Annotated in this window: 25 protein-coding genes and 1 pseudogene; 23 read left to right on the top strand and 3 right to left on the bottom strand. The window is 37.0% G+C overall.

Features of this window, described 5'->3' with window-relative positions:
- Positions 1 to 248 precede the first annotated feature (248 nt).
- On the top strand, positions 249 to 2,489 hold the full coding sequence (locus ACSHWW_RS10260) for an ATP-binding protein (protein ID WP_435682361.1): 2,241 nt from the start codon (positions 249 to 251) through the stop codon (positions 2,487 to 2,489).
- On the opposite strand, the gene lpxK is transcribed toward ACSHWW_RS10260, so the two are convergent.
- Positions 2,484 to 3,452: a tetraacyldisaccharide 4'-kinase gene (gene lpxK / locus ACSHWW_RS10255; protein WP_435682360.1), complete on the bottom strand. Its 969-nt coding sequence runs from the start codon at positions 3,450 to 3,452 to the stop codon at positions 2,484 to 2,486. The genes ACSHWW_RS10260 and lpxK overlap by 6 nt on opposite strands.
- Before the next feature lie 47 nt (positions 3,453 to 3,499).
- Here lpxK and ACSHWW_RS10250 point away from each other — a divergent pair, with 47 nt between their 5' ends.
- The 21 genes from ACSHWW_RS10250 to hisIE all read left to right on the top strand — a co-directional run bounded on the left by ACSHWW_RS10250 (position 3,500) and on the right by hisIE (position 23,798).
- On the top strand, positions 3,500 to 4,591 hold the full coding sequence (locus ACSHWW_RS10250; protein ID WP_435682359.1) for a Nif3-like dinuclear metal center hexameric protein: 1,092 nt from the start codon (positions 3,500 to 3,502) through the stop codon (positions 4,589 to 4,591).
- A gap of 4 nt (positions 4,592 to 4,595) precedes the next feature.
- Entirely contained in the window at positions 4,596 to 5,375 is a 780-nt protein-coding gene (locus tag ACSHWW_RS10245; RefSeq protein WP_435682358.1) for a zinc ribbon domain-containing protein, read from the top strand.
- Positions 5,376 to 5,497: 122 nt separating this feature from the next.
- Complete coding sequence (gene msrA, locus ACSHWW_RS10240; protein ID WP_435682357.1) at positions 5,498 to 6,136, top strand: peptide-methionine (S)-S-oxide reductase MsrA; 639 nt, start codon at positions 5,498 to 5,500, stop codon at positions 6,134 to 6,136.
- A 205-nt stretch (positions 6,137 to 6,341) separates the two neighbouring features.
- Positions 6,342 to 8,003, top strand: a complete 1,662-nt coding sequence (gene asnB, locus ACSHWW_RS10235; protein WP_435682356.1) for an asparagine synthase B — start codon at positions 6,342 to 6,344, stop codon at positions 8,001 to 8,003.
- A 186-nt stretch (positions 8,004 to 8,189) separates the two neighbouring features.
- On the top strand, positions 8,190 to 9,596 hold the full coding sequence (locus tag ACSHWW_RS10230; RefSeq protein ID WP_435682355.1) for an anthranilate synthase component I family protein: 1,407 nt from the start codon (positions 8,190 to 8,192) through the stop codon (positions 9,594 to 9,596).
- Between the two features lies 1 nt (position 9,597).
- On the top strand, positions 9,598 to 10,089 hold the full coding sequence (locus ACSHWW_RS10225) for a hypothetical protein (RefSeq protein ID WP_435682354.1): 492 nt from the start codon (positions 9,598 to 9,600) through the stop codon (positions 10,087 to 10,089).
- On the top strand, positions 10,086 to 10,652 hold the full coding sequence (locus ACSHWW_RS10220) for an anthranilate synthase component II (RefSeq protein WP_435682353.1): 567 nt from the start codon (positions 10,086 to 10,088) through the stop codon (positions 10,650 to 10,652). Before ACSHWW_RS10225 ends, ACSHWW_RS10220 begins: the two co-directional genes overlap by 4 nt.
- A 1-nt stretch (position 10,653) precedes the next feature.
- On the top strand, positions 10,654 to 11,649 hold the full coding sequence (gene trpD / locus ACSHWW_RS10215; RefSeq protein ID WP_435682352.1) for an anthranilate phosphoribosyltransferase: 996 nt from the start codon (positions 10,654 to 10,656) through the stop codon (positions 11,647 to 11,649).
- A 48-nt stretch (positions 11,650 to 11,697) separates the two neighbouring features.
- Positions 11,698 to 12,501: an indole-3-glycerol phosphate synthase TrpC gene (trpC, locus tag ACSHWW_RS10210; protein WP_435682351.1), complete on the top strand. Its 804-nt coding sequence runs from the start codon at positions 11,698 to 11,700 to the stop codon at positions 12,499 to 12,501.
- Between the two features lie 17 nt (positions 12,502 to 12,518).
- Positions 12,519 to 13,133, top strand: coding sequence for a phosphoribosylanthranilate isomerase (locus ACSHWW_RS10205; RefSeq protein ID WP_435682350.1), 615 nt, complete (start codon positions 12,519 to 12,521; stop codon positions 13,131 to 13,133).
- Complete coding sequence (gene trpB / locus ACSHWW_RS10200; protein ID WP_435682349.1) at positions 13,133 to 14,299, top strand: tryptophan synthase subunit beta; 1,167 nt, start codon at positions 13,133 to 13,135, stop codon at positions 14,297 to 14,299. Before ACSHWW_RS10205 ends, trpB begins: the two co-directional genes overlap by 1 nt.
- A gap of 113 nt (positions 14,300 to 14,412) precedes the next feature.
- Positions 14,413 to 15,180, top strand: coding sequence for a tryptophan synthase subunit alpha (gene trpA / locus ACSHWW_RS10195; protein ID WP_435682348.1), 768 nt, complete (start codon positions 14,413 to 14,415; stop codon positions 15,178 to 15,180).
- A 254-nt stretch (positions 15,181 to 15,434) separates the two neighbouring features.
- Positions 15,435 to 16,346, top strand: a complete 912-nt coding sequence (gene hisG / locus ACSHWW_RS10190; protein WP_435682347.1) for an ATP phosphoribosyltransferase — start codon at positions 15,435 to 15,437, stop codon at positions 16,344 to 16,346.
- The gene (gene hisD, locus ACSHWW_RS10185) at positions 16,346 to 17,638 is read left to right on the top strand and encodes a histidinol dehydrogenase (protein WP_435682346.1); all 1,293 of its coding nucleotides are present in this window, start codon (positions 16,346 to 16,348) and stop codon (positions 17,636 to 17,638) included. Before hisG ends, hisD begins: the two co-directional genes overlap by 1 nt.
- A complete protein-coding gene (locus tag ACSHWW_RS10180; protein WP_435682345.1) occupies positions 17,631 to 18,791 on the top strand; it encodes a pyridoxal phosphate-dependent aminotransferase in 1,161 nt (386 codons plus the stop codon). Before hisD ends, ACSHWW_RS10180 begins: the two co-directional genes overlap by 8 nt.
- A 39-nt stretch (positions 18,792 to 18,830) precedes the next feature.
- The gene (hisB, locus tag ACSHWW_RS10175; RefSeq protein WP_435682344.1) at positions 18,831 to 19,940 is read left to right on the top strand and encodes a bifunctional histidinol-phosphatase/imidazoleglycerol-phosphate dehydratase HisB; all 1,110 of its coding nucleotides are present in this window, start codon (positions 18,831 to 18,833) and stop codon (positions 19,938 to 19,940) included.
- Complete coding sequence (gene hisH, locus ACSHWW_RS10170) at positions 19,937 to 20,563, top strand: imidazole glycerol phosphate synthase subunit HisH (RefSeq protein WP_435682343.1); 627 nt, start codon at positions 19,937 to 19,939, stop codon at positions 20,561 to 20,563. Before hisB ends, hisH begins: the two co-directional genes overlap by 4 nt.
- Positions 20,564 to 20,711: 148 nt before the next feature.
- Positions 20,712 to 21,500 carry a HisA/HisF-related TIM barrel protein gene (locus tag ACSHWW_RS10165; protein ID WP_435682342.1) on the top strand — a complete coding sequence of 263 codons (789 nt, stop codon included), beginning with the start codon at positions 20,712 to 20,714 and terminating at the stop codon, positions 21,498 to 21,500.
- Positions 21,501 to 21,507: 7 nt separating this feature from the next.
- A complete protein-coding gene (locus tag ACSHWW_RS10160) occupies positions 21,508 to 22,038 on the top strand; it encodes a GNAT family N-acetyltransferase (protein WP_435682341.1) in 531 nt (176 codons plus the stop codon).
- A gap of 35 nt (positions 22,039 to 22,073) precedes the next feature.
- Entirely contained in the window at positions 22,074 to 22,922 is an 849-nt protein-coding gene (gene hisF / locus ACSHWW_RS10155; RefSeq protein WP_435682340.1) for an imidazole glycerol phosphate synthase subunit HisF, read from the top strand.
- Between the two features lie 219 nt (positions 22,923 to 23,141).
- The gene (gene hisIE / locus ACSHWW_RS10150) at positions 23,142 to 23,798 is read left to right on the top strand and encodes a bifunctional phosphoribosyl-AMP cyclohydrolase/phosphoribosyl-ATP diphosphatase HisIE (protein ID WP_435682338.1); all 657 of its coding nucleotides are present in this window, start codon (positions 23,142 to 23,144) and stop codon (positions 23,796 to 23,798) included.
- Positions 23,799 to 23,869: 71 nt separating this feature from the next.
- On the opposite strand, the gene ACSHWW_RS10145 is transcribed toward hisIE, so the two are convergent.
- Positions 23,870 to 24,913: a hypothetical protein gene (locus ACSHWW_RS10145; protein ID WP_435682337.1), complete on the bottom strand. Its 1,044-nt coding sequence runs from the start codon at positions 24,911 to 24,913 to the stop codon at positions 23,870 to 23,872.
- Between the two features lie 144 nt (positions 24,914 to 25,057).
- Between ACSHWW_RS10145 and ACSHWW_RS10140 the strand changes: the two are divergent.
- Positions 25,058 to 26,167 (top strand): annotated as a pseudogene (locus tag ACSHWW_RS10140) (alkene reductase).
- Here the strand turns inward: ACSHWW_RS10140 and ACSHWW_RS10135 are convergent.
- Complete coding sequence (locus ACSHWW_RS10135) at positions 26,157 to 26,720, bottom strand: TetR/AcrR family transcriptional regulator (protein WP_435682336.1); 564 nt, start codon at positions 26,718 to 26,720, stop codon at positions 26,157 to 26,159. The pseudogene ACSHWW_RS10140 and the gene ACSHWW_RS10135 overlap by 11 nt on opposite strands.
- Between the last annotated feature and the right edge of the window lie 21 nt (positions 26,721 to 26,741).

Genomic DNA, 26,741 nt, shown 5'->3' with positions numbered 1-26,741 from the left:
TACAGAGCAAAATTCACGCACTTGGCAATCCATTATTACCCACAAGAATTTTAAAACAATCTTTTACTCTGAGAGAAAGACTGGTATTTTCCTATCTAAAACATCGATGAAATACACTCTATACTAGGTAAATCACCATGTTTTAAGGCTATTGAGCTACGGAATTCTATATTTGCTTTAAAGCAAAACAGGCAGTTATTAGTACTTTAAAACAAATATCATTTATTCTAATCCTTTTCATAGGTGGATTGTGTCTCGCCCAGAGCGATGATGACTCAAGTTTATCTATAGATAGTCAAGAGATTGCTGTAGACGCTATGCAGGATAAAGCTCGTATGGCTTTACAGAAAACTGATTATTTAAAAGCACAAAAAATCATCAATGGTGCAGTAGAAATAGCAAAAGATTCTGTTTTATATGCACACACACAGCTGTTACAGGCTGAGTATCACTTAATAAATAATCAAACAGATATTGCAAATTCTAAGATCGCTAAAATTGAGCATCTTATACCTGCAAAATCCATAGACCAAACCAGGTTATTTCTTTTACAAGCAACTATATTCCTGAAGAATAAGAATTATGTAGAAACTGATCAAACTCTTAATAGTGCAAAAATCAGTGCATCACAATCTTCAAATTCAATTACAAATGCTCAAATAGCTTTTTTAAGAGCTCAACTTCAACTAGAGACAAACAATCTGACTGAGGCTGTGAATGGTCTTAGAGCTGTGATTCCTCAGCTAGAAGATCAAAATTTACACTACTATAAAGCTCAGGCAACTTTATACCTTGCTCAAGCATATTACAAGAAACAAGAGTTTGACGAAGCAAATGCTGCCACAAATGAGGTTCTTAAAACGAGCAAGCAGTATGGATTTACATTTACAGAACTAGAAACTTACAATCTTAAATCTGCTATAGCTAGAGATCAAGGAGATTATAAGAAAGGTCTAGAATATATGGATCGTTTTCTTGAGCTTAAAAAATCCAGTGAATTTAAAAGTGAAGGTAGCAACGCAACGTCAATTAATAATCAAGAAATTGATTCCTTAAAAAAACAACTTGCCAAAAAACAAAAAGATTTAGATAGACATGATTATACTAATATCATGTTCTTCGTTTTATTGACACTATTGTCATTATTAACGATGTCATTATTTAAAAATAATAAGTTTAGACTACGAGCAAATAAAACACTTGTCGTTAAAAATAAATCCCTAATTGAAGAAAGAGATCGTGCTCAAGATGCTGCAAAAATAAAAGCCGATTTCCTTTCTACAATCACGCATGAATTAAGAACACCTATGTATGCTGTGACTGGATTAACTCATTTATTGCTTGAGAATACTCCTAGAAAAGACCAAAAGGAACATCTAGAGACTCTACAATCCTCAGGAGAATATTTACTATCCTTAATAGACAACATACTTAATTTCAACAAACTTGAAGCAAATAAAGTAGAACTGGAATCTATACCGTTTGGTCTCAAAAAACGTATTACAGATCTTACTAATTCACTTTCTAGTCAAGCTACAGATCGTAACAATAAACTACAACTAGAGTTTGATAGCGCTATTCCTAGTCGTATTAATGGTGATCCTGTAAAAGTCTCTCAAATTCTTATAAACCTTATAGGAAACGCTATTAAGTTTACTCAGAATGGTAATATATGGATAAGAGCAAATCGTGTAAAGCAACTTGATGATCGCTGTTTAATAAGATTTGAAGTAGAAGATAACGGTAAAGGAATATCCCAAGAAAAGCAAGAAGCTATTTTTGAAAACTTTGCTCAAGAAGAATCGAGCACCACTCGTGAATATGGAGGAACTGGTCTAGGACTTGCGATTGTTAAAAACCTAGTAGAATTAATGGGTAGTGATGTAAAGCTAGATAGTAAATTAGGTCGTGGTAGTATTTTCTCATTTGACATTTGGTTTGAATTACCAGATTCAAATAAATTCTATGATGAGTATCAATCGAATGCCGCAGAAATACCTGAAACTACTAATACAGCATTACCTGTTGAAGAAGAAATTACCGATAATATCCCTGCAGAGAAGACTATTCAACAAGATGTTATTGCAGAAAAACCACTTGCTCCTGGCGAACTGCTAGAAAAAAAGATTCTCGTAGTTGAGGACAATAAAATTAACCAAATGATTACTCGTAAAATTCTTGAAGGCAAGAACTTTACATGTGACGTGGCAAACCATGGCGCACAGGCCTTGAGAATGGTTCAAGATAAAGAGTATGATTTAATTCTTATGGACATTCACATGCCTGTTATGGATGGGAAACAAGCCACTAGAGAAATACGTAAAATAAACAGAGAAATTCCTATAATCGCACTTACCGCTGTAACTCTTAATGATTCTGAAAAGGAGCTTTATGAGATAGGATTTGATGATATTATTCCTAAACCATTTAAGATAGAAGAATTTTTTGGCAAGATTCAAAAAGCTTTTACTAACTATCAGGTTTTATAAAACGGGTTTCTTCCCTAGAAACTGCATTTTCATTCTTACATAATACACATTAGATAGTTCGTGAGAACTTAGTCTTGTATAATCCTTCTCGGTCGTGATGACCATTTTTTTCTTTTTGATGTCATTTATTTCGCTTTCGCGGAAGCGGTGATGGTCTCCATACTCTATATGTTCCACATCAAATCGTTTCTCCAGAAAATCTATAAAAGGTGCTGGCTTTGCGATTCCAGTAACTGCAGTAATCGAGTTAAAAGTGACATCATTCCATTCAATTTGAGAATCTTTACTAATCAAAACCTCATCATAAGCTATGGTTGAAAAACATACTTGTTGAGATGGTTGAGGCTTTATCTTTTTAATAATCGCCGCCTTTTCATCATCAGATATATCAACAGGACATTTAGTAACAATAATGGTATGAGCACGATTTGCTCCTTCTCTAGACTCTCTTAAATCGCCCGTAGGAAGTAAATAATCATTGTAATACGGTTTATCGAAACTGGTAAGTAAAATGTAATGACTGGCTTTTACATGTCTATGTTGATAAGCGTCATCAAGTAAAATGAGGTCAAGTGAATGATCAGAAAGCAGTTTTTGAATACCGTCCACTCTTTTCTCACAAACTGCACTTACTATAGAATCGCCAAATTTATTTTTTATTTGCAATGGCTCATCTCCTACTTCAAGTGCTGTGTGGGAATCATTAATCTCTATAAAACCGCTCGTTTTACGACCATAACCTCTGCTTAAAACTGCTATTTTTTTTCCTTGATGATGATTTACAAGCCACTCAATCATAGGAGTTTTTCCAGTACCACCAGTTGATAAATTACCAACTACAATAACAGGAACATCAAATGATTCTTGTTTTAAATAACCTTTTTCAAATGCCCAATTACGTGCAGTTGTGATGCCGTCATAAAGCACAGAAAACGGAAACAATAAATTTCTTAGCAATTGCATGATTCAAAAGTAGGTTAAATTTTATCTTTAGCTTTTTAAATACAGCTATGAAGATTCAAGAAGTACTTTCCTATATCGAGAAACTCGCACCTAGATACTATGCCGAAGATTTTGACAACACAGGTTTATTAACGGGTGATGCTAGTGATGAGATAAAAGGAGTTTTAGTAACACTCGACTGCCTTGAAAATGTAGTTGATGAAGCGATTGAAAAAAATTGTAATCTCATCGTTGCCTTCCATCCTATTATTTTTAGTGGATTGAAAAACTTGCGACCAGACGATTATGTAAAAAAAGCAGTTGTAAAAGCAATCAAAAATAATATTGCTATTTATGCAACACATACCGCACTTGATAATGCAAAGTATGGTGTGAGCTATAGAATGGCGCAAGAATTAAATCTTGAAAACATCAGCACTTTAATTCCTCAAAAAGGAATAATTAGAAAGCTACAGACTTATGTTCCTAAGGATGCATTTGAGGCTGTAAGAGAAGCGTTATTTCAAGTCGGTGCTGGACACTTAGGTAATTACTCAGAATGTAGTTTTACCATCGACGGATTAGGAACATTTAAAGGAAATGAAAACAGCAATCCAGTTATCGGTAATTCAGGTGTGCGATCTACGGTAGATGAAAAATTACTATCAATGACGTTTCTGCCGCATTTAGAGAATCAGGTACTCAAAACACTTCTTAAAAGTCATCCTTATGAAGAGGTAGCTTACGAGTTAACGACATTAAATAACAATTATGAGCATATAGGAATGGGAGCGATAGGTGATTTAAAAAAACCTATGAACATCAATGATTTTCTTAAACTCACAAAATCGACCTTTAAAACTGGAGTAGTTAGACATTCTCAACCTGATATAAAGGAAATCAAAACAGTAGCATTACTAGGTGGTTCAGGAGCTTTTGGGATAAAAAATGCTTTACAATCAGGCGCAGATGCTTACTTAACTGCTGACCTGAAATACCACGATTTCTTTCAAGGTGAGAACATCCTTTTATGTGATGTGGGACATTATGAAAGTGAACAGTTTACAAAAAACCTTTTACACGAATATCTTAGCAAAAAATTTAGTAATTTTGCAATCCTTTGTGCAGATGCGCAAACAAATCCAGTAAACTATTATTAAACAGATGGCAAAAAAGACTGAAGCTACTGTAGAAGACAAGCTTAGAGAGCTTTACAATCTACAAATAATCGATTCCAGAATAGATGAGATTCGCAATGTGCGCGGTGAATTACCTCTTGAGGTAAAAGATCTAGAAGATGAAGTGGAAGGATTAAACACACGTGTGGTTAAGCTGAGCGCTAAACTTGAAGAACTTACAGATTCTATCAAGGATAAGAAAAATAGAATTGAAGAATCTAAAGGTCTTATCAAAAAATATACAGAGCAACAAAAGAATGTGCGTAACAATCGTGAATTCAACTCTCTTTCTAAAGAAATAGAATTTCAAGAACTTGAAATGGAACTTGCTGAAAAGCACATCCGTGAATTTAAGGCTCAAATAGAGCAACAAAACGAAGTTGTTGATGCAAGTAAAGAACGTATGTCTCAACGTGCTGAGCACTTGAAACATAAAAAAGCTGAACTTGAAGAGATTCTTAAAGAAACAGAAAAGGAAGAGCAAGCTCTTTTGAAAATGTCTCAAGATCACGCAACATCAGTAGAACCTCGATTGATTAAAGCTTATACTCGCATCAGAACTAGTGTACGTAACGGTCTTGCAGTTGTGCCTATTGAGCGTGGAGCATCAGGAGGATCGTACTTCACTATACCGCCACAAGTACAGGTGGAAATTGCAAGTCGCAAAAAAATCATCACAGATGAGCACTCAGGACGTATCCTAGTAGATGCTGCTCTTGCAGATGAACAAGTTACAGCAATGGAAAAAGTTTTTGCTAAGTTGTAAAAACTAATTAGTTATATAGAGATCCCTTATTTAGTAATAGATAAGGGATTTTTTATTTAACGATGTTTTAATAGATGTACCTACATCAATTTATAACTTTACCTTTCTAAAAGTTGAAAGCTATGAAATTATTAAGCACATTACTATTTGTCATCCTCGCATCCACATGCAATGAAAAAGCAAACACTGAAATTGCTGAAGTAACATCCTCACCTGTAGAAGTCCCATCTCAAGACGGAATGGAACGCGCTTATTTTGCGAGCGGTTGTTTCTGGTGTGTTGAAGAAATTTATGAAAGCGTAGAAGGTGTAAGTGAAGCTATTTCTGGATACAGTGGTGGAAATACTGAAAACCCATCATATCGCAACCATGCAGATCATGCAGAAGCAAATGAAGTGATATACGACCCAAACAAAGTAAGCTTTAAAACACTAGTAGATGTATACTTTGCTTCTCAAAACATAGAGCAAGTAAACGGCCAAGGACCAGATAACGGAAAATCCTACCGCAGTATCATATTTTATCAGAATGATGAACAAAAGAAAATTATAGATGATAAAATCGCAGATTTAACCAAAGAAGGATATGATGTTGCAGCCGAAGTAAAAGCTTTTCAAAAATTTTGGGTAGGTGAAGATTATCATCAAGATTATGCAAAACTCCATCCTAACCAAGGTTATATCCAAGGTGTATCCATACCTCGATGGAGAAAATTTGCAGCAAAAATGCCTGAAGTAATTAAGAAATCTGTCAGCCATTAACATAATTAATACAGAGAATCATTCATTTATTCTTAATTAGAATTTGTTTCTCTCAATAATTTCTTTACATTTACCATGTTATGTTAAACAATAATAATTTCAGAACTAATAATAATCCTTCACAAACGTAGGGTAGTCTCTGATATTTAAAATATTTATAAGGTCTACTTCACAGTAGGCCTTTTTTCATTTAAAAACTAAAATTATGTGCGGAATTGTAGGGATGTTCCAGCTGAAGAAAGACAGCCAGGACTTAAGAGAAACAGTACTAGAACTGTCAAAAAAACTTAGACATCGAGGACCAGACTGGTCAGGAATCTATTGTGGTGATAATGCCATTCTAGCTCACGAGAGACTTACCATAGTTGATCCACAATCTGGTGGTCAACCATTATATAGTCCTGACGGGAAAATAGTTCTTGCAGTAAATGGAGAGATTTATAACCATCAAAACATCAGAGAGCAATACAGCGATTATGATTTTAAAACAAAATCTGATTGTGAAGTTATTCTTGCACTCTATCAAGATAAAGGTGTCAACTTTATGGATGAGCTTACTGGCATGTATGGTTTTGCGCTATATGATAGTGAGAAAGATGTTTTCCTTTGTGCTAGAGATCATCAAGGAATCATTCCATTGTATTATGGAACTGACGAGTTGGGACAATTTTATGTGGCTAGCGAACTCAAAGCTCTTGAAGGAACTTGTAACGAAATAAGCCCATTTCCACCTGGACATTATTATTATAGTGAAGATGGAGATTTCACAAAATGGTATGATCGTGAATGGAAAGACTATGATGCGGTAAAAGATAACACGAGCTCTGTCGCTGAACTTAAAAAAGCAATGGAAGATTCTGTTCACAGACACTTAATGAGCGATGTACCTTATGGCGTGCTACTTTCTGGTGGACTTGACAGCTCTATAGTTAGCGCTGTGGCAAAAAAATATGCAGCAAAACGTATTGAATCTGGAGATAGTAGTGACGCATGGTGGCCTCAACTCCACTCTTTTGCAATAGGTCTTGAAGGTAGTCCTGATCTTGCTGCGGCACAAACCGTAGCAGATCACATAGGCACCGTACACCACAGTGTGAACTTCACTATTCAAGAAGGACTAGATGCTATTAGAGATGTAGTATATTACTTAGAAACCTATGATGTAACTACCATAAGAGCTTCCACACCTATGTATTTGCTCGCTCGAGTCATAAAATCCATGGGAATAAAAATGGTATTATCTGGTGAAGGAAGTGATGAGATTTTTGGAGGTTATTTGTATTTCCACAAAGCTCCTAATGCCGAAGAATTCCATAAAGAAACAGTTAGAAAACTGGACACGCTCCATCTATACGATAACTTGCGAGCAAATAAATCTCTTGCTGCATGGGGAATTGAAGGTCGTGTACCGTTTTTAGATAAAGAATTTATGGATGTGGCGATGCGTTTAAATCCACAAGATAAAATGTGTGGTGGTGGTAAAATGGAAAAACATATTTTACGTGAAGCATTTGAAGATTATCTACCGCATAGTGTTGCATGGAGGCAAAAAGAACAATTTAGCGATGGTGTAGGTTATAGTTGGATCGACACTTTAAAAGAAGTCGTTAATGAAGTGGTTAGCGATGATATGATGGAAGCAGCTCCATTTAAATTCAAAATTAATCCACCACAGAACAAAGAAGAATATTACTACCGCAGTATTTTCAGTGAACACTTCCCTAGTGATGCTGCCGCAAATTGTGTTCCTTCTTTGAAATCAGTAGCATGTTCTACGCCAGTTGCTCTAGAATGGGATGAGGCATTTAAAAACATGAATGATCCATCTGGTCGTGCAGTGAGCGGTGTACATGATGAAGGTTATTAAAATTAGGTTAAGGACTTGTATGTTCTTTAAAGCCTACTTACTTTTACATTTATAATGAAGAATACAAATCATACTTGGTGGTGGAATCATACAGCTCAACAGCCGTAAAGTTACCCGTATGTTTATATAACAAAAGGTCTGCTTAACGGCAGACCTTTTTTATTTTATCAAGATTAAATTGAATTAATGCAAAAATTTACCGCTCAGACCACTCATCAATCCCTACTAGCAGACATGCTCACGCCTGTCGCTATTTACATGCGATTGCGCGATAAATATCCAGGCAGCATTTTACTTGAAAGTAATGAATATGGAGAGCGCAGTAACAGCTATTCCTTTATTTGCTGTAATCCAGTAGCGCAATTTTCAGTGAGCGATAAAAGTATTGATAGTGAATTTCCCGATGGAACACATGAGCAAATACCATTTAGCACAAACTATGACCTAGCAGCTGGACTTACAGAATTTAAAGATTCATTTGAGCATTCATCCGGCAGTTTTCCTTTTCCTGATCATGGCCTTTTCGGCTATTTAGGGTATGATGCTGTTCAATTGTTTGAGTCGTTGGAATTCCGCTTTCGCGAAAGCGAGAACAACATACCTCTAGCTCATTATCAAGTATTTCAAAATGTAATGGTTTTTGATCATTATCATAATCAATTACATGTGTTTGAGCATCTTTATGATGGTAAAGAACCTAAACTTGATGAACTGCTGAGTGTTATAAAACATAAAGATGTGGCGCAATACGGTTTCAACACTACACATCAGGAAACCTCAGAAATGACCGATGAGGATTTCAAAAGTCTAGTAGAAAAAGGCAAAGAGCATTGCCGCCGTGGAGACGTATTTCAAATCGTTTTGTCACGTAAATTTTCGCAGGAGTTTCAAGGAGACGACTTTAATGTGTACAGGGAATTAAGAGCTATTAATCCGAGTCCATATTTGTTCTACTTTGACTACGGTAATTATAGAATCTTTGGTTCATCGCCTGAAGCGCAATTAATCATCAAAGGTAATCACGCCAGTATACAACCTATCGCTGGAACTTATAAAAGAACTGGAAACGACACCGCAGATTTAAAGGCAGCCGAAGAACTTAAAAAAGACCCTAAAGAAACTGCAGAGCATGTCATGCTCGTAGATCTTGCGCGTAATGATTTGAGTAGGCATGCTCGTAAAGTTACGGTCACTGATTATCAAAACATTCATTTCTACTCTCACGTCATCCACATGGTAAGTAAAGTTACCGGTGTTATAGATGAAAACGACAAAATTGAATTAATAGGAGATACATTTCCCGCAGGAACATTGAGCGGTGCACCTAAATATAATGCCATGCAACTTATAGATAGATACGAGAAATCTAATCGTAGTTTTTATGGTGGTGCTATAGGATATCTAGGATTCAATGGGGATTTTAATCATGCTATAATTATACGTAGTATTCTATCTCAAGGTAAAACACTTAATTTTAGAGCTGGAGCTGGTGTAGTAGTACATAGCGACATTAATGATGAGACTCAAGAAGTATATAATAAGACCAATGCCCTAAGAAAAGCAATTAATCAAGCAACTCAAAACCATTCATAACATGAACACTATTTTTAAGACAGCTGCCATTTTATTAATCCTAGCACTAGGTTCTTGCTCGCAAGAAAAGAAGATTTTTAAAACAGACGTCATAACTGAAAACGAAAAAAACTCAATAACCTTTACTCCAAATATGGATTTTAAAAAATCTGTAGACAGTGCCTTTTATTATTTCAATCAGGACGATTATAAAAAAACACTTTCTGGTGAAGTGAAATTAGGAGAAGACATTTATAGCAATAATAACTTCAAGGTTAAAGTAATTCTAAGAGAATTCCCTAAACCAGATAGGATTGACTACGAGATCTTATTACGCACTTATGGGAAAGACCTTAGAATCATAGACAGTTTTGTGATAGGAAGCACGGTTAAAGGAGAATTATGTCATGGGTATTTAACAAATGACTTAAACGTAATCCGCTATCGCAAAAATGGAACCATGCTTGCAGGTCACATCAATGAGTTAGGTAAATTTTTAATTCCTAAAGAATGAAAAACATACTCATCATCGATAACTACGACTCATTCACCTTTAATCTTGTTCATTATTTAGAAGATTTAAACGTGCGAGTTACGGTCATACGCAATGATAAAATCACGCCTCAAGAATGTGAGAAATATGACGCAGTGGTACTTTCTCCAGGACCAGGAATCCCAAGCGAAGCTGGAAACCTCATTCCTATCATTGATTATATGAAAGATAAAAAACCACTATTAGGAATTTGTTTAGGACATCAAGCGATTACTGAGGTTTTTGGCGGTAAAATCATCAATCTAGAAAAAGTGTATCATGGTATTTCTACCCAAATGACTCATAATGGTAACACTATTTTTAAGGATATCGATTCAAATTTTGAAGCTGGTAGATATCATTCCTGGGCTGCCGAAAACAGTAGCTTTCCAGATAGTCTAGAAATCACTGCAACCGATGAAAACGGTCAGATTATGGCTTTAAAACATAAAACATTACCTCTCTACGGTTTACAATTCCATCCAGAAAGTATCATGACGCCTCAAGGAAAAACGATGTTGAAGAATTTTATAGATACCTTATAGGATGAAAGATATTTTAAACGAACTCTTTAATCACGGTACGCTTTCGCGAAAAGCGGCATACGACATTCTCACTGCTATAACTAGCGGTACTATTAATGATGCACAAATCGCTGCATTTCTTACCGTTTATGGTATGCGTAGTATTACGGTTGAAGAGTTAGCTGGTTTTAGAGATGCCATGTTAGAACAAGCTAACCTGATAGACCTATCTGAATTTAATCCAATAGATCTATGTGGTACTGGTGGCGATGGAAAAGACACTTTTAACATTAGCACGCTGGCTAGTTTTGTTACTGCTGGCGCTGGAATTCCTGTGGCAAAACACGGTAACTATGGAGTAAGTTCTGTAAGTGGTTCAAGTAACGTTATGGAACATCTAGGATTTGTATTTACAAATGACCATGAGGTTCTTAGAAAACAAATTACAGAGGCAAACATTTGCTTCCTGCACGCACCATTATTTCATCCAGCGATGAAAGCCGTTGCGCCTATTAGAAAACAATTAGGTGTAAAAACCTTTTTCAATATGTTAGGTCCATTAGTAAATCCAGCAAGACCTAAATTACAAAGTGTAGGTGTTTTTAATTTACAGCTCGCACGTAATTATGAATATCTTTTTCAATCAGAAGCCGATAAGAAATACGCAATTCTTCATGCTCACGCAGGCTATGACGAAGTGAGTCTTACTGGTAAAGTACGCATGGCTAGAAATAATGGAGTAAGCGATTTATCTGCTGCAGACTTTGGTATGAAAGCTTTAAAACAATCTGACATTTATGGAGGAGATACAGTAGAAGATGCCGCACAAATTTTCATAGCTGTTTTAAATAACGCGGCGACAGATGCTCAAAAAAACGTAGTCATCGCAAATGCTGCAACCGCAATTTCAGTGGCAAAAGATATAGACATTTTAAATGCGGTGGAAACAGCAAAAGCATCTCTAGAATCTGGAAATGCCTTAACAAGCTTTCAAAAACTCATGGAAGTGAAGCCTTAACGATTCCATTCATTCAATTTTCAAATTCGATTTCAAGTTCAAGTGCTCATGGAAGACATACTAAAAAAAATAACCACTCAAACCGCTCAAGACTTAAAAGCTAGAAAGACTAAAACTTCACTTGCTGACTTGAGAGCGATGTCAGGTTATAGTCGCAAAACTATTTCCCTACATGCTAGTTTAAAAAACGGCAGTGGTATTATTGCCGAGCATAAAAGGCAAAGTCCAAGCAAAGGTTCATTTAGCTGCCCAGCGAGCTTGCAGGATGTAGTTACAGGATATGAGAAAGCTGGTGCGAGCGCCATAAGTTGTTTGACAGACCAACCGTTTTTCGGTGGTACGTTAGAAGATTTATTAGAAGCTAGAGCACAAGTTAACATTCCTATTCTACGCAAAGATTTCATGATCGATTTGTATCAAATTCATGAAGCCAAAGCCTATGGAGCAGATGCTATTTTATTGATTGCAGCATGTTTAACTAATGAAGAGATTAAAACCATGTCGCTAGAAGCCATGAATCTAGGTTTAGAAATTCTTTATGAAGTTCATGATCTGGAAGAGCTTAACCACATAAAAGAAATTACATCTTCATTCAACACTGAAAAGTTTGTCATAGGCGTGAACAATCGTGATTTAAAACGTTTTAAAACAGATATCCAAAACAGCAAAAACCTCTTACCTCATTTTCCTAAAGGCGTTCTCGCCATAAGTGAAAGTGGTATTTCAAATCCTGAAGTGGTAAAAGAGCTGAAATCTTTAGGCTTTCAAGGCTTTCTCATTGGTGAAAACTTCATGAAAACAGATCATCCTGGAAAAAGCTGCGGTAAATTTATAAAAGCTATAAACTCATGATGATTAAAGTATGCGGCATGCGCGACATAGAAAACATCAACCAGCTACAAGAACTGGATATTGATTTTATGGGCATCATTAGGTATCCTAAATCGAAGCGTTTTGTTAGCGATTCTCAAAAAGAACTTGTCTCTCAACAGACCATGAATAAAGGAACTGTAGGCGTTTATGTAAATGAAACTCTCGAGAACATCTTGCAGGATTTCATACCATTGCAACTAGACGTTATTCAATTACATGGTGATGAGAATCCCGCTTTCGCGAAAGCGTTACTAGAAATAGATATCAAAGTTTTTAAAGCGTTTCAGATTACAGAAACATTTGATTTTGACAGCTTAAAGGAATGGGAAAAACTTGCAAAACAACACGTTGGAAAACTATTCTTCCTATTTGACACCGCAACTCCAGATTATGGTGGCAGTGGCAAGAAATTTAATTGGGAAATTCTCGACTCTTACAACGGCGAAGTTCCGTTTTTATTAAGCGGCGGTATCTCAAAAGAAGATGTGAAAGCCATAAAAGAAATCAAACACAAGATGTTTCTAGGTGTGGATTTGAATTCAAAATTTGAGTCAGAACCTGGCGTTAAAAACATATTAGAAATTAAGAATTTCATAGAAAAATTAAGATAATGAGCTATCAAGTAGATGAAAAAGGGTTTTATGGTGATTTTGGCGGTGCGTTCATTCCAGAATTGCTCTACCCTAATATTGAAGAACTTCAAGAAAATTATCTAGCGATTGAAAAATCTGCAGAATTTCAAGAAGAGTTTCATCAGTTACTTAAGGATTATGTAGGTAGGCCTACTCCACTGTTTCATGCAAAAAGATTATCAGCAAAATACGGTGCAGAGATCTGGTTAAAGCGTGAAGATTTGTGCCACACAGGTGCTCATAAAGTGAATAATACCATAGGTCAAATTCTACTTGCTGAGAAATTAGGCAAAAAAAGAATCATTGCCGAGACTGGCGCAGGACAACATGGCGTTGCTACCGCTACAGTTTGTGCCCTAAAAGGATTGGAATGCATCGTCTATATGGGCGAGAAAGACATAGAACGTCAAGCTCCTAATGTGGCTAGAATGAAAATGCTAGGCGCAACGGTAAAACCAGCAACGAGTGGTTCTAAAACCTTAAAAGATGCTACTAACGAAGCGATGCGTGACTGGATCAATAATCCTGAAGATACACATTACATTATAGGTTCTGTCGTAGGACCACATCCTTATCCAGATATGGTGGCGCGTTACCAGTCAGTAATTTCAGAAGAAATTAAAAAACAAATGGATGGATTACCAGATTATGTGATAGCTTGTGTAGGTGGTGGCTCAAATGCTATGGGCGCCTTTTATCATTTTTTAGATGATCAAAGTGTGAAACTTATAGGAGTTGAAGCTGCTGGATTAGGTGTTGATACTGATAAAACAGCAGCAACATTAACCTTAGGAACACCAGGTGTTTTACACGCCAGCCGTTCTTTTATGATGCAAGATAAAGATGGACAGGTCATAGAGCCGCACAGTATAAGCGCAGGACTGGACTATCCAGGAATAGGGCCAGCACACGCATGGTTAAAGGTTTCAAATCGTGCTCAATACATGGCAGTGACTGATGCTGATGCATTAAAAGCCGCAGTTGAAGTTAGCCGTCTAGAAGGAATCATTCCAGCTCTAGAAACCGCACATGCATTTTCAGTATTAAAAAACCTTGACTTAAAATCTACCGATCGAGTGATTATCAACTTATCTGGTCGTGGTGACAAGGATATGAACACTTATATGGAAGAGCTAGATCTGTAGACTGAGCTCTGCAAGGGCGGATTGCATCCGCCAGTAACCGCAATGAACGCAATGCATCGAAAACAAGTCGCAGGTGATGATCTCCAAGAGATTCCTGCCTACGCAGGAATAATATGAAAAACAAACTCACACAACTACTTCAATCTAAGCCTCAAAACTTATTGAATATATTCTTCACAGCTGGTTATCCTAAATTGGATGACACCACTACTCTACTTGCTGCACTTGAAAATGCAAACGTAGATTTAGTAGAAATCGGTATTCCATTTAGTGATCCACTAGCAGATGGACCTACGATTCAAGAAAGCAGTAAAATCGCCCTTGAAAACGGAATGTCTATCGAGAAACTATTTTCTCAATTAGAGCATCATTCTCCTAAAGTTCCCGTTTTATTGATGGGCTATTTAAATCCTGTGACGCAATACGGTCTGGAGGCATTTTGTAAAAAGTGTCAAGAAGTAGGCGTCGACGGCCTTATCGTTCCAGACTTACCCATGGCTATTTATCAAACTGAGTTTAAGGAAGTATTTGAGAAGTACAACATCAGCAATATATTTCTGGTAACGCCGCACACCTCAGAAAAACGGATTAGAGAGATTGACGAGAACTCAAACGGATTCATATATGCAGTAAGTTCTGCAAGCACGACAGGTTCTAAAACAGACTTCTCTGCTGCGGCAGATTACCTAGGCAAACTCAAAGAAATGAACTTAAAAACTCCTATTCTTACTGGTTTCAACATAAAAAATCAACGAAACTTTCAGGATGCTTGTGAGTATGTAAACGGTGCTATTATTGGCAGTGAATTCATTAGACAGATTACCGATGTGGAAGACATAAGTACGGCAGCAACTCGTTATGTAAAATCGATTAAAAGTTAATTTAATGTGATTTTTTAAGAAATCGCTTTCGCGGAAGCGTTACACAACTTACATTTGTATCCACAATGAAAACAATTAACCTACATCATCATCTTTTCACTTACCGACAGGCGAGCTAAAAGTGTATGGATGTAATTCAAACATATTTTAAAAACCGTCTGTTTCAGGCGGTTTTTTTGTTTTTAATTCCCACGAAAGTAGGAATCTCTGACTCAAAAAGCGCAAGCAAATGGAATCAGACATAACTAACAACAATGAACAACGACATAAATTCAAAAGATTTGGACAACAATAAAAAGACATCTACCGGCTCAGGTATTCGCATAGCAGTACAAAAATCAGGAAGACTCTCAGATAAATCTTTGCAACTCTTAAAAGATTGCGGGATCAAATTTGACAATGGTGGTCGTAAATTATCAACTCAAGCAAAAAACTTTCCCATGGAAATACTTTTCTTGAGAGATGATGATATTCCACAATATGTTGCAAATGGTGTTGCTGACCTTGGAATTCTAGGTCTTAATGAAGTTGAAGAAAAAGATCAAAACGTAGATGTGATTAAACAACTAGGTTTTGCAGGTTGTCGTTTAAGTCTTGCCGTTCAAAAAGATGTTGATTATACAGGACTAGAATGGTTTAATGGTAAAAAAGTAGCGAGTAGTTACACGACTATCGTAAAAAAATTCTTTACAGACAAAGGGATCAACGCCACTACTGAAGAAATAGGTGGATCTGTAGAGATTGCTCCAGGAATAGGTCTTGCAGAAGGGATTTGCGACATCGTTTCAACAGGATCAACTCTTATAATGAATGGTCTTAAAGAAGTAGAAACAGTGATGTATAGTGAAGCTGTTTTAATTTCAAATCCTGGTTTAAATGCAGAGAAAAAGCAAATACTAGATAAGCTGACCTTTAGAATAGAAGCTGTTCAAAACGCGCAAAAAAGTAAGTACATATTACTTAATGCGCCTAATGATAAGATTGCTGAAATATCAGCACTATTGCCAGGCATGAAAAGCCCAACGGTGCTACCTCTTGCAGAAGAAGGCTGGTCTAGTTTACACTCTGTAATTGAAGAAAATGATTTTTGGAACGTGATCGATCAATTAAAAGAAGCTGGAGCACAAGGTATTTTAGTGAGCCCTATTGAAAAATTAATTGCATAATGAAAATCATTTCAAATCCAGATATCTCAAAACAGCAAGAGCTTTTGCAGCGTCCACAGCAGGAACGAGCAAATGTAGATGCAGCAGTGAAAGATATTATTAAACTAGTGCAAGAAAGTGGTGATCAAGCCTTATTTGCTTTTGCAGAGAAATTTGACAACGCAAAGCTGACCACTCTTAGAGTTACAGAAGCAGAAATTGAAAAGGCTAAAAGTCAAATCGCTACAGAGTTAAAAGCTGCTATTCAAACAGCTTATCAAAACATTTATAAGTTTCACGAGGCTTGTTTTACTAGAGAATATCCAGTCGTAGAAACTATGCCTGGAATGACCTGCTGGAGAAAGTCATTACCTATTCAAAAAGTAGGACTATACATTCCTGGTGGCTCTGCTCCTCTTTTTTCTACCGTTTTAATGCTTGCCATTCCCGCAAAAATAGCCGGAAATAAACGAGTAATATTATGCAGTCCTACTGACGCAAATGGAAACATTAATCCAGCGGTTTTATATACAGCAAACCTATGTGGCGTTACTGAAATATATAAAGCTGGTGGCGCACAAGCGATTGCTGCCATGACTTATGGTACAGAAAGTATTCCAGCAGTCGATAAAATTTTCGGTCCTGGAAATGCCTTTGTAACTCGAGCTAAAGAACTAGCACAACAACAAGGTGTTGCCATTGATATGCCTGCTGGTCCATCAGAAGTTTTGGTGATTGCAGACGAGGATGCAAATCCAGCTTTTGTGGCAGCAGATCTTCTCGCTCAAGCAGAACATGGTCCCGATTCTCAGGTAATATTACTCACAGATTCCATCTCGTTAGCCGAAGCTGTAAATGAGCAATTAAGCATTCAATTGAGTACGCTTTCGCGAAAGCAAACAGCAGAAAAAGCAATTGATAACAGTAAAACGATCGTTCTAGATAACATGTCAGCATGTATCAAATGGTCTGACGCTTATGCACCAGAACACTTAATCATTAATACAACAAATGCTGAAGAAGTTGCTGAGCAAATTCAGGTTGCTGGATCAATTTTTATAGGTTCTTACACTTGCGAAAGTTTAGGCGATTATGCCAGCGGTACTAATCATACTTTACCAACTTATGGTTATGCTCGCAATTACAGCGGTGTTTCTGTTGATAGTTTTGTAAACAAAGTAACCTATCAAAAAGCAACCGCTCAGGGAATAAAAAACTTAGGACCTGCCGTTGAAATAATGGCAACAGCTGAAGGTCTTGATGCGCACAAAAATGCGGTTACTTTAAGGTTAAACACATTGAAGAATGAGTAATTTTAATTTAAAAAACATAGTGCGCAAAAACATCTGGGAATTAAAGCCCTACTCCAGCGCGCGTAGTGAGTTTGACCTTTACGGTAGTGATAAGAATGATTTGACTTTACTGGATGCAAATGAAAATCCTAAAGGAGATTTGAACCGCTATCCAGATCCATTGCAGACTTCCATAAAGAAAGAACTTGCAAAACAAAAAGGCATTTCTGCCAATCAAATTTTTGTAGGTAATGGAAGTGATGAAGCTATTGATTTACTATACCGCATTTTCTGTGAACCTGGAAAAGATCAAGTAATTACTTGTCCGCCTACTTACGGAATGTATGAAGTAAGTGCTGGGATTAATGATGTAGAAGTTTTGAAAGTTCCGTTGAATGAGCGTTTTGAATTAAATGTAGATGAGATCTTGAAACAAGTTCAGGATGACAGTTCCATAAAAATGATTTGGATTTGTTCACCTAATAATCCTACAGGAAATGTATTACTTAAAGCCGACTTAAAACACGACTGGCAAGCACAAAATTACACGCGTGGTGGCATGATGGATATACCATTTGCACCAGAGTTTGAAGCAGAAATGCTAGAAAATCAACGACAGCTAGATCGTTTATTCGGTAATTTCAACGGAATTATTGTGGTAGATGAAGCTTATCAAGATTTTACTGAGAACATGAGTTTTATAAAAAGACTGGAAGACTATCCTAACCTTGTAGTATTACAAACCATGTCTAAAGCTCATGGACTAGCCGGCGCACGTTGCGGATTTGCATTTGCATCACCAGAAATAATTGAATTATTCAATCGCACAAAACCACCTTACAATGTAAATGAATTGACACAACAAGCTGTTCTTAAATCATTACAAAACGAAGAAAAAACAAAAACTGAAATACAAGAAATTATCCATAACAGAGACTTTTTGGTAGAACACTTAAATAGTTTTGACTTTATAAAAGAAGTATATCCTAGTGAAGCAAATTTCGTTTTGGCAAAAGTAGAAAACGCCACACAAGTTTATAATTACCTACGTGATAAAGGTATTATTATACGTAATCGCAGTAGTCAGATTGAAGATACGTTGCGATTTACCGTTGGGACAATGATGGAATGTAAAGCGGTTGTTACTGCATTGCGAGAAATTAAAAAGATTTAGATTAATAAAAACCGAAGCCGTTATGCAACGGCTTGACCTATGAAAAAAGTATTATTTATAGATCGTGATGGAACGATAGTGAAAGAACCACCAGTGGACTATCAGCTGGATAGTTATGAAAAATTAGAGTTCTTGCCTATGGCTATTACACAATTGCACCGTATTGCTCGTGAGTTGGATTATGAACTTGTGATGGTGACTAATCAAGATGGATTAGGAACGGACAGTTTTCCTGAAAATACCTTCTGGCCAGTTCATAATTTAATGATGAACGTGCTCGAAAACGAAGGTGTTACTTTTAGCGAGGTTTTAATAGACCGTTCTTTTCCTGAGCAAAATGCTCCTACTCGCAAACCACAAACTGGTCTAATAACTCATTACATTAAAGGTAATTACGACCTAGAAAATAGTTTTGTCATAGGTGATCGCAATAGCGATATGCAACTGGCAAAAAACTTAGGCTGTAAAGGAATTCAGTTGCCATCGATTACTGATGATAGCGAATTTGAAGACGAGTTAGTAGTTCTTAAAACCGACAGCTGGAAAGAGATTTTTCAATTCCTTCGTGGGCAACCACGTAAAGTATCGGTAAGTCGTAAAACGAATGAAACCGATATTAACATCACTTTAAACCTAGATGGTTCTGGTAATGGAACGATTGATACAGGTCTTAAGTTCTACGACCACATGCTGGAGCAGTTACAACGTCACGGCTCTTTGGATCTGGACATTAAGGTAAACGGCGATTTAGAAATAGACGAGCACCACACTATTGAAGATACGGCGATCGCTTTGGGTGACGCTTTCGCGAAAGCGTTATCCTCAAAAAAAGGAATCAATAGATATGGCTTTTTGCTACCTATGGATGACTCATTAGCCCAAGTAGGAATCGACTTCGGTGGAAGACCATGGATCGTTTGGGAAGCCGAATTTAAACGTGAATATGTAGGTGACATGCCTACAGAATTGTTCTTTCACTTCTTCAAATCTTTCAGCGATGCGGCAAAATGCAACCTGAATATAAAAGTAGAAGGCGATAATGAGCACCATAAAATAGAGTCACTTTTCAAAGCGTTTGCCAAAGCCATAAAAATGGCCGTAAAACAAACGGGCGACGGAAAATTACCGAGCACAAAAGGTACGTTATGATTGCAATCGTAAAATATAACGCGGGAAATATAGGTAGTGTCACAAATGCACTTAATAGACTAGAAATAGACAATAAAGTGACCGATGATCCTGCTGAATTAAAAGCGGCGGACAAAGTGATTTTCCCTGGTGTAGGAGAAGCTGGAACGGCTATGAAATATTTGCGAGAACGTGGACTGGACAAAATTATTAAGGAACTTAAGCAACCGGTTTTAGGAATCTGTTTAGGGATGCAATTGATGTGTAATCATAGTGAAGAAGGTGATACAAATTGTCTTGGGATTTTTGATACTGATGTGAAGAGATTCCCGATCAAGTCGGGAACTAAGGTACCGCATATGGGATGGAATAGTTTGAGTTATGAGTTAGGAGTTCAGAGTTCAGAGTCACTCATAACTCCTAACTCTGAACTCTTAACTTCTCTGCACAACAGTGATGATGTTTATTATGTTCATTCTTATTATGCCGAAGTTTGTAAATCCACAGTTGCGGCTTGTGATTACATTTTACCTTTTAGTAGTGTGTTACAAAAAGACAATTTTTATGCGACACAATTTCATCCAGAGAAGAGTGCTGATGTTGGAGAACAGATATTGAAAAATTTTATCGCAATTCCTGCGTAGGCAGGAATCTAGCTGGTTGAAAAAAGCCGTTTCAATAGGCGATGAGAATAATATAAAGCGAAGCCATCCTGTGACGGCTTGACATAAGTAATTAACTAAATAAAAAGTAGGTGATGAATCGAAGAGATTCCCACCTACGTGGGAATTCATGAGAATAATACCAGCAATAGATATTATAGACGGTAAATGTGTACGTCTATCACAAGGTGATTATAACCAGAAAACGATTTATAATGAAGATCCGCTTGAGGTCGCAAAAGAGTTTGAGGCAAATGGAATCAAGCACCTACATTTAGTAGATCTCGATGGCGCAAAAAGTAGTCACGTAGTGAACTGGAAAGTACTAGAGCGCATTGCTGTACAGACTGGATTGCAAGTCGATTTTGGCGGTGGCGTGAAAACTGATGAAGATATTAAAGTGGTTTTTGAAAGTGGTGCGAAACAGGTTACTGGCGGAAGTATTGCAGTTAAAGATGCAGCAATATTTGAAGGTTGGATTTCAAAATATGGCAACGATAAAATCATCCTCGGAGCAGATGCTAAAGATGGTAGGATCGCCACACACGGCTGGCTAGAAAGCAGTGAGCTAGAAGTGGTAGAGTTCATTAAGGAATGGAACAAAAAAGGAATCGAATACGTGATTTGTACTGATATTGCAAAGGATGGAATGCTTGCTGGGACTAGTAATGAGTTGTATGAGGAGATACTTGGTCTTAACAAACTTCGCGACAATAATATAGCGAAGCCGTCCTTCGACGGCTTGACAAGTAAGGATGAGATTCCTGCCTTCGCAGGAATTAAACTTATAGCTAGTGGTGGTGTTGCGGTAGTGGATGACTTATATCGCTTGCGCGAAATGGATTGTGAAGGAGCCATAGTAGGAAAAGCATTCTATGAAGGAAGAATTACATTTAAGCAATTGAGAGAATTTGTATAGTGAACGATTGACATACCAGCTTTTAGAATCAAGTGATTTAGAGGATTTGCATGAATTGAATTTAATACCTGAGGTAGATAGATTTAATACGATGGGAATCCCTGATAGTATCGAAGTGACTAAAGATTTATTAGATGACAAAATCAAAGATCACCTAGAAGAAACGATTAGTAAACTCACCTACCCGATCCGTTTGAAAGATAGAAATGACTTTATTGGGATCTGCGGAATACTATTCGGTCAACCCAAGTATAAGAAAGCAGAGCTTTGGATGAAGTTCAATCCTAAGTTTTGGAATCAAGGTTATGCGACTGAAACCATAACTCGATTATTGAAGTCTTGTTTTGAAGAACACCAACTTCATAGAATAGAAGCTGGTTGTGCTATTGAAAATCACGCATCGAAAAAAGTACTAGAAAAATGTGGTTTTGTAGTTGAAGGAATTCAAAGAAAGAACTTGCCTTTAAAATCTGGATGGAGTGATAACTATGAGTTTGGGATATTAGAAGATGAGTGGAATAATAAGAATAGAGATTAATTTATAGCGAAGCCGTCCTGCGACGGCTTGACAATATGAGTTTAAAGAAAAGAATCATACCATGCTTAGACATCAAGGATGGACGTACCGTAAAAGGAATCAACTTTGTAGGATTGCGTGATGCTGGTGATCCGGTAGAACTGGCAAAGCAATATGCTGCTCAAGGTGCTGACGAGTTGTGCTTTCTAGACATCACCGCAACTATAGAAAAACGAGATACGCTCGTACCATTAGTTCGTGAGATTGCGGCAGTTTTGAACATTCCGTTTACCGTAGGTGGTGGCATCAACGATGTAGCGCTTGCAAAAGAAATCATCAAAGCTGGAGCTGATAAAATTGCGATTAATAGTGCTGCCGTAAAAAGACCAGAATTAATTAGTGAACTTGCTGCTGAGTTAGGCAGTCAGTGTGTTGTGGTTGCAGTGGACACGAAGAAAGTTCAGAGTTCAGAGTTAGGAGTTCAGAGTAATCGCAAATCAAACACTGAGATAACAGAAGAGCAGATTCCGCATCAAGTGCGGAATAAGGTGTTTGTCGCTGGTGGAAGTGTGGAGACAGAGCTTGAAACTATTGCTTGGTGTGAAGAGATTGAGCGACTTGGAGCTGGAGAAATCTTGCTAACCAGTATGGATCATGATGGTACTAAGAATGGGTTTGCTCTTGAGATCACAGATTTGATTTCTAGAAAATTGAGTATTCCTATCATCGCTTCTGGTGGCGGCGGAACAAGTGCTCACTTTGAAGAATTATTTAAAGACACTGAAGCCAGTGCTGGACTTGCTGCAAGTATTTTCCATTTTGGAGAATTGCCAGTTCCAGAATTGAAGAGGCAATTGGTTGCGGCTGGAGTTGCTATCAGAATTCCTGCGCATGCAGGAATCTAGTTGGTTAGTAACTTGCTTTACGATTGAAATTAAAGATTTCCGCCTTCGCGGAAAATAAAACTGATTCCGCTATGCAGCGGAATGACAAATTAAATGTCGCCCAACGACGGCTTGACAAAATGAATTAAAAACATTGCAGTGGAAACCAAAGATTTCTGCTTGCTTAAATAAAATCGGAAGTGCTGAATCGAAGAGATTGACACTTTCGTGGGAACTTATATGAAAATAGACTGGAACAAAGGAGAAAACGGATTATTACCTGTAATCGTACAAGATGCTACAAGTAAACAAGTGCTCATGTTAGGTTACATGAATGAAGAGGCATTTGATAAAACCAAAGTTGAGAAAAGAGTTATTTTTTACTCGCGTAGTAAACAACGACTTTGGACTAAAGGAGAATCTTCAAATAACTTTCTAGATGTAGTTTCCATACAAGTGGATTGTGATGCAGATACTATTTTAATTCAGGCAAATGCTCATGGACCGACTTGTCATACAGGAACAGCTTCTTGTTTTGATAATAAGGTGAGTGAAGGAAATTTAGGTGATGAAGCCACAGAGATTTCGCATCAAGTGCGGAATGATCATGACAATTCTAAAAATTTCACTATAAATGATTTAGAAAAGACGATTCACCAGCGTATTGATGATAAAGTAGAAGAATCTTATACCTATTCTTTAATTCAAAAAGGAATTAATAAAGTTGCTCAAAAGGTAGGTGAAGAAGCTGTAGAAACAGTAATTGATGCTATTAATGGCAATGACGAAGACTTCTTATATGAAGCTGGAGATTTAATGTATCATTACCTCGTTTTATTAAAAGCAAAAGGATATTCTCTTGCCGATATTGAGAAAGAATTGGCTAAAAGGCATTAAAATAAATACCGCAAGCTCCCTACAACTTGCAGTATTAGAACTAGGTAATTGTTACCAAGTTTTAATCGCTTCTATTTTCCACCGTTAGCGTTCCATACAAAAGCATTTACGTGAAATTTCATAAACTTTTTCATGGCCATTTTAGCACCTTGAGCATATTGTGATGGATCTACTTTAACAGTTTGATAACTACGTTTTGTAGTTTCCATGTCTGGTGTAGCGTAACTGAAGCTAGTAGTGCCTTTGTATATACCGTTAGACTGCGACACTTTAATTGTTTCTTTTTCTAATACACCATTTACCTCCAGTGGCTTTTTGAGAGTTCCTTCAAAATAATTTCCTTTTTGATCTATAAAGCTGATGCTACTTTTAATAGGATGAGAAGTGTAAGCACCTTTAAATCTGAGTCCTTTTTTCTTTTCTGCAGTTACTGTGGTGGCGCCTACCATTCTGAGATTAGTTTTAATCTTAACCTTTGCACCACCTGGACTCCAACCTTGTTTTTGATCTGAGAACATAAGGAATAAATCAACTTTTGCAACTATTATATTTCCAAGATCTTTGGCTACCTTTTTATTCATTTTAAGATCTGGATCTCCTACTAGACTGTATTTCTTTTTTTCAACACCATTTTTATCAAGCCCTTTAACAAAATAAGAATGACCTACCGGAGTCACTGACACAAAGCCTGGAACGTCAGTAGGAATTAATTCTCCACCTTCCATACGTTGATAATCAGCATAAGAATCCGCTTTACTTGCGGCATCGGCTGTAACGATTTCAAATCCTTGAGCTATCAATTGGTCTTTAAAATCAATAAAGAGCTCATTAGTCATATTCTGAAGATCTAATGGATTTATGCTATCCAGTGCTAGTGCTAGTTTTGCTTTAGCATTTCCACCGCCGAACATTCCTTTTGCCTTGTAGCTAGATGCATCCTTATAGACTTCATAATTAGTCTTGAATTGTGCTATGTAGATTTTCTTTTGTGAATCTTTGAGCTTTTTGGAACGCTGTCCTGCATATTGCTCTTTAAATTCTCCTAACGATTGAGCATTCACCGTAATAAATAATGTGGAAAAAAGTAAGCTTAAAAATAACGATCTAGTTTTCATAATTCTGTTTTTAAATATGTTCCAAAGATGCGGGCACTTCTTAATTTGAGCAATACGGCAATTGTCGTATTATAAAAAAACTCTAATTAACGCAGCCTTAACCCTATTTCCTTGTACCTACAATATCTTTATAAAAAAGATATTATGAACGATAGGCAACCTTTACTTCAACCTATACAATTAGGAGCAATCCAATTAAAAAACAGAGTCATTATGGCTCCACTAACTCGATGCCGAGCGACTAATGAGCACCAAGCTCCAGACGAAAAACATATAGATTATTATACCCAAAGAGCTGGTGCTGGATTAATTATCACAGAAGGAAGCGAGGTCTCAGAAAAAGCGAGAGGTTATCCTTTTGTAGCTGGAATCTTTAACGATGCACAAGTTGAAGGATGGAAAAAAGTAACAGAAAGCGTACATAAAGCAGACGGAAAGATATTCTGTCAGCTATGGCATGTAGGTCGTACTTAACTTCCAGATTATCACAATGGACAGTTGCCATGGGCTCCAAGTGCCGTTAATCCAGAAACGGAATTAAGAAACGATAAAGGCGAAAAGAAAAAAACAGCAACGCCACACGCCATGAGCGTAGAAGAAATTAAGCAGACTGTTAAAGAATTTGGTCAGGCCGCAGCAAATGCCAAAAAAGCTGGATTTGATGGTGTAGAAATTCACAGTTCTAACGGTTATTTAATCCACCAGTTTTTTAATAATAAGTCCAATTTACGTACCGATGAATACGGCGGTAGTAATGAAAATAAAGCTCGTTTTTTCTTTGAAGTCTTAGAAGCGGTAAAAGAATCTTTCCCAGAAAACAGAATAGGTTGTAGAATGAATCCATCGCTTAATGGCGTTTTTGGAATAGAAGGAACACCAGATACGATCCCGTTTTTTGAATATATTATTGATCGATTGAACAATCATGATTTAGTTTATCTACATTTATCTGAGCCGTTTACTGATGTGAGCGAGATACAATTTTTAGAAAGTGATATTGCAAAGCATTTCCGTCCTATTTACAAAGGTAATTTGATGATCAACAATGAATTTGATCAAGAATCTGGAAATAAAGTTATTGAAGAAGATCATGCAGATTTGGTTGCATTTGGAAAATTATTTATTTCAAATCCAGATTTGCCGCATCGTTTTGAGTTAAAAGCTGAAACGGCAGATTGGAATCAAGATACTTTTTATACTCAAGGACGTGAAGGTTATACAGATTATCCTAGACTGGAAGAGTCTAAGAACTAATTCCTGTAAGTAATATTTGAGGCAACTCTTTTTTAAGGTCGGCTACTTCGGTGGCCGACTTTTTTGGTATCCATAAATAGATGGATCTCAATGTGCTTAGTAAATTGAATAGCATCGTTTCTATATTCATCGATTTGAATTCGCCAGATTCCACACCACATTGCAAGATGTTTTTAAAATCTAGCTCGTAGGTTTTTCGCAACGATATATATTCTTGATATTTTGCACCTTCTAAATGCATCCAGTCGGTATTCATGACTGCGAGTGCGTTTGTGTATTCCAGAGCTATTTTTATGTGGAGTAATATTAACTGTTCCGCTTTCGCGAAAGCGGACTTATCATCCAACTCTACGGCATCCATACCAGCCGTAAATTCATGAGCCACCTCGAGAATAAGCGTAGCGAGAATCTCCTGTTTTCCCGAAATATGATTGTACAAACTCGCAGCTTTCATGTCCATAGCCGCAGCGAGATCGCGCATGGTAACAGCGCTGTAGCCACGTTCTTTAAAAAGTTGAGCAGCGGTTTTGAGAATTTGTTTTTTACGAGACATGTGATGCAAATATAATAGATG

The organism is Nonlabens sp., from assembly GCF_051251825.1.
Classification (GTDB): domain Bacteria; phylum Bacteroidota; class Bacteroidia; order Flavobacteriales; family Flavobacteriaceae; genus Nonlabens.
This window is presented reverse-complemented; position numbering and strand designations above follow the sequence as displayed.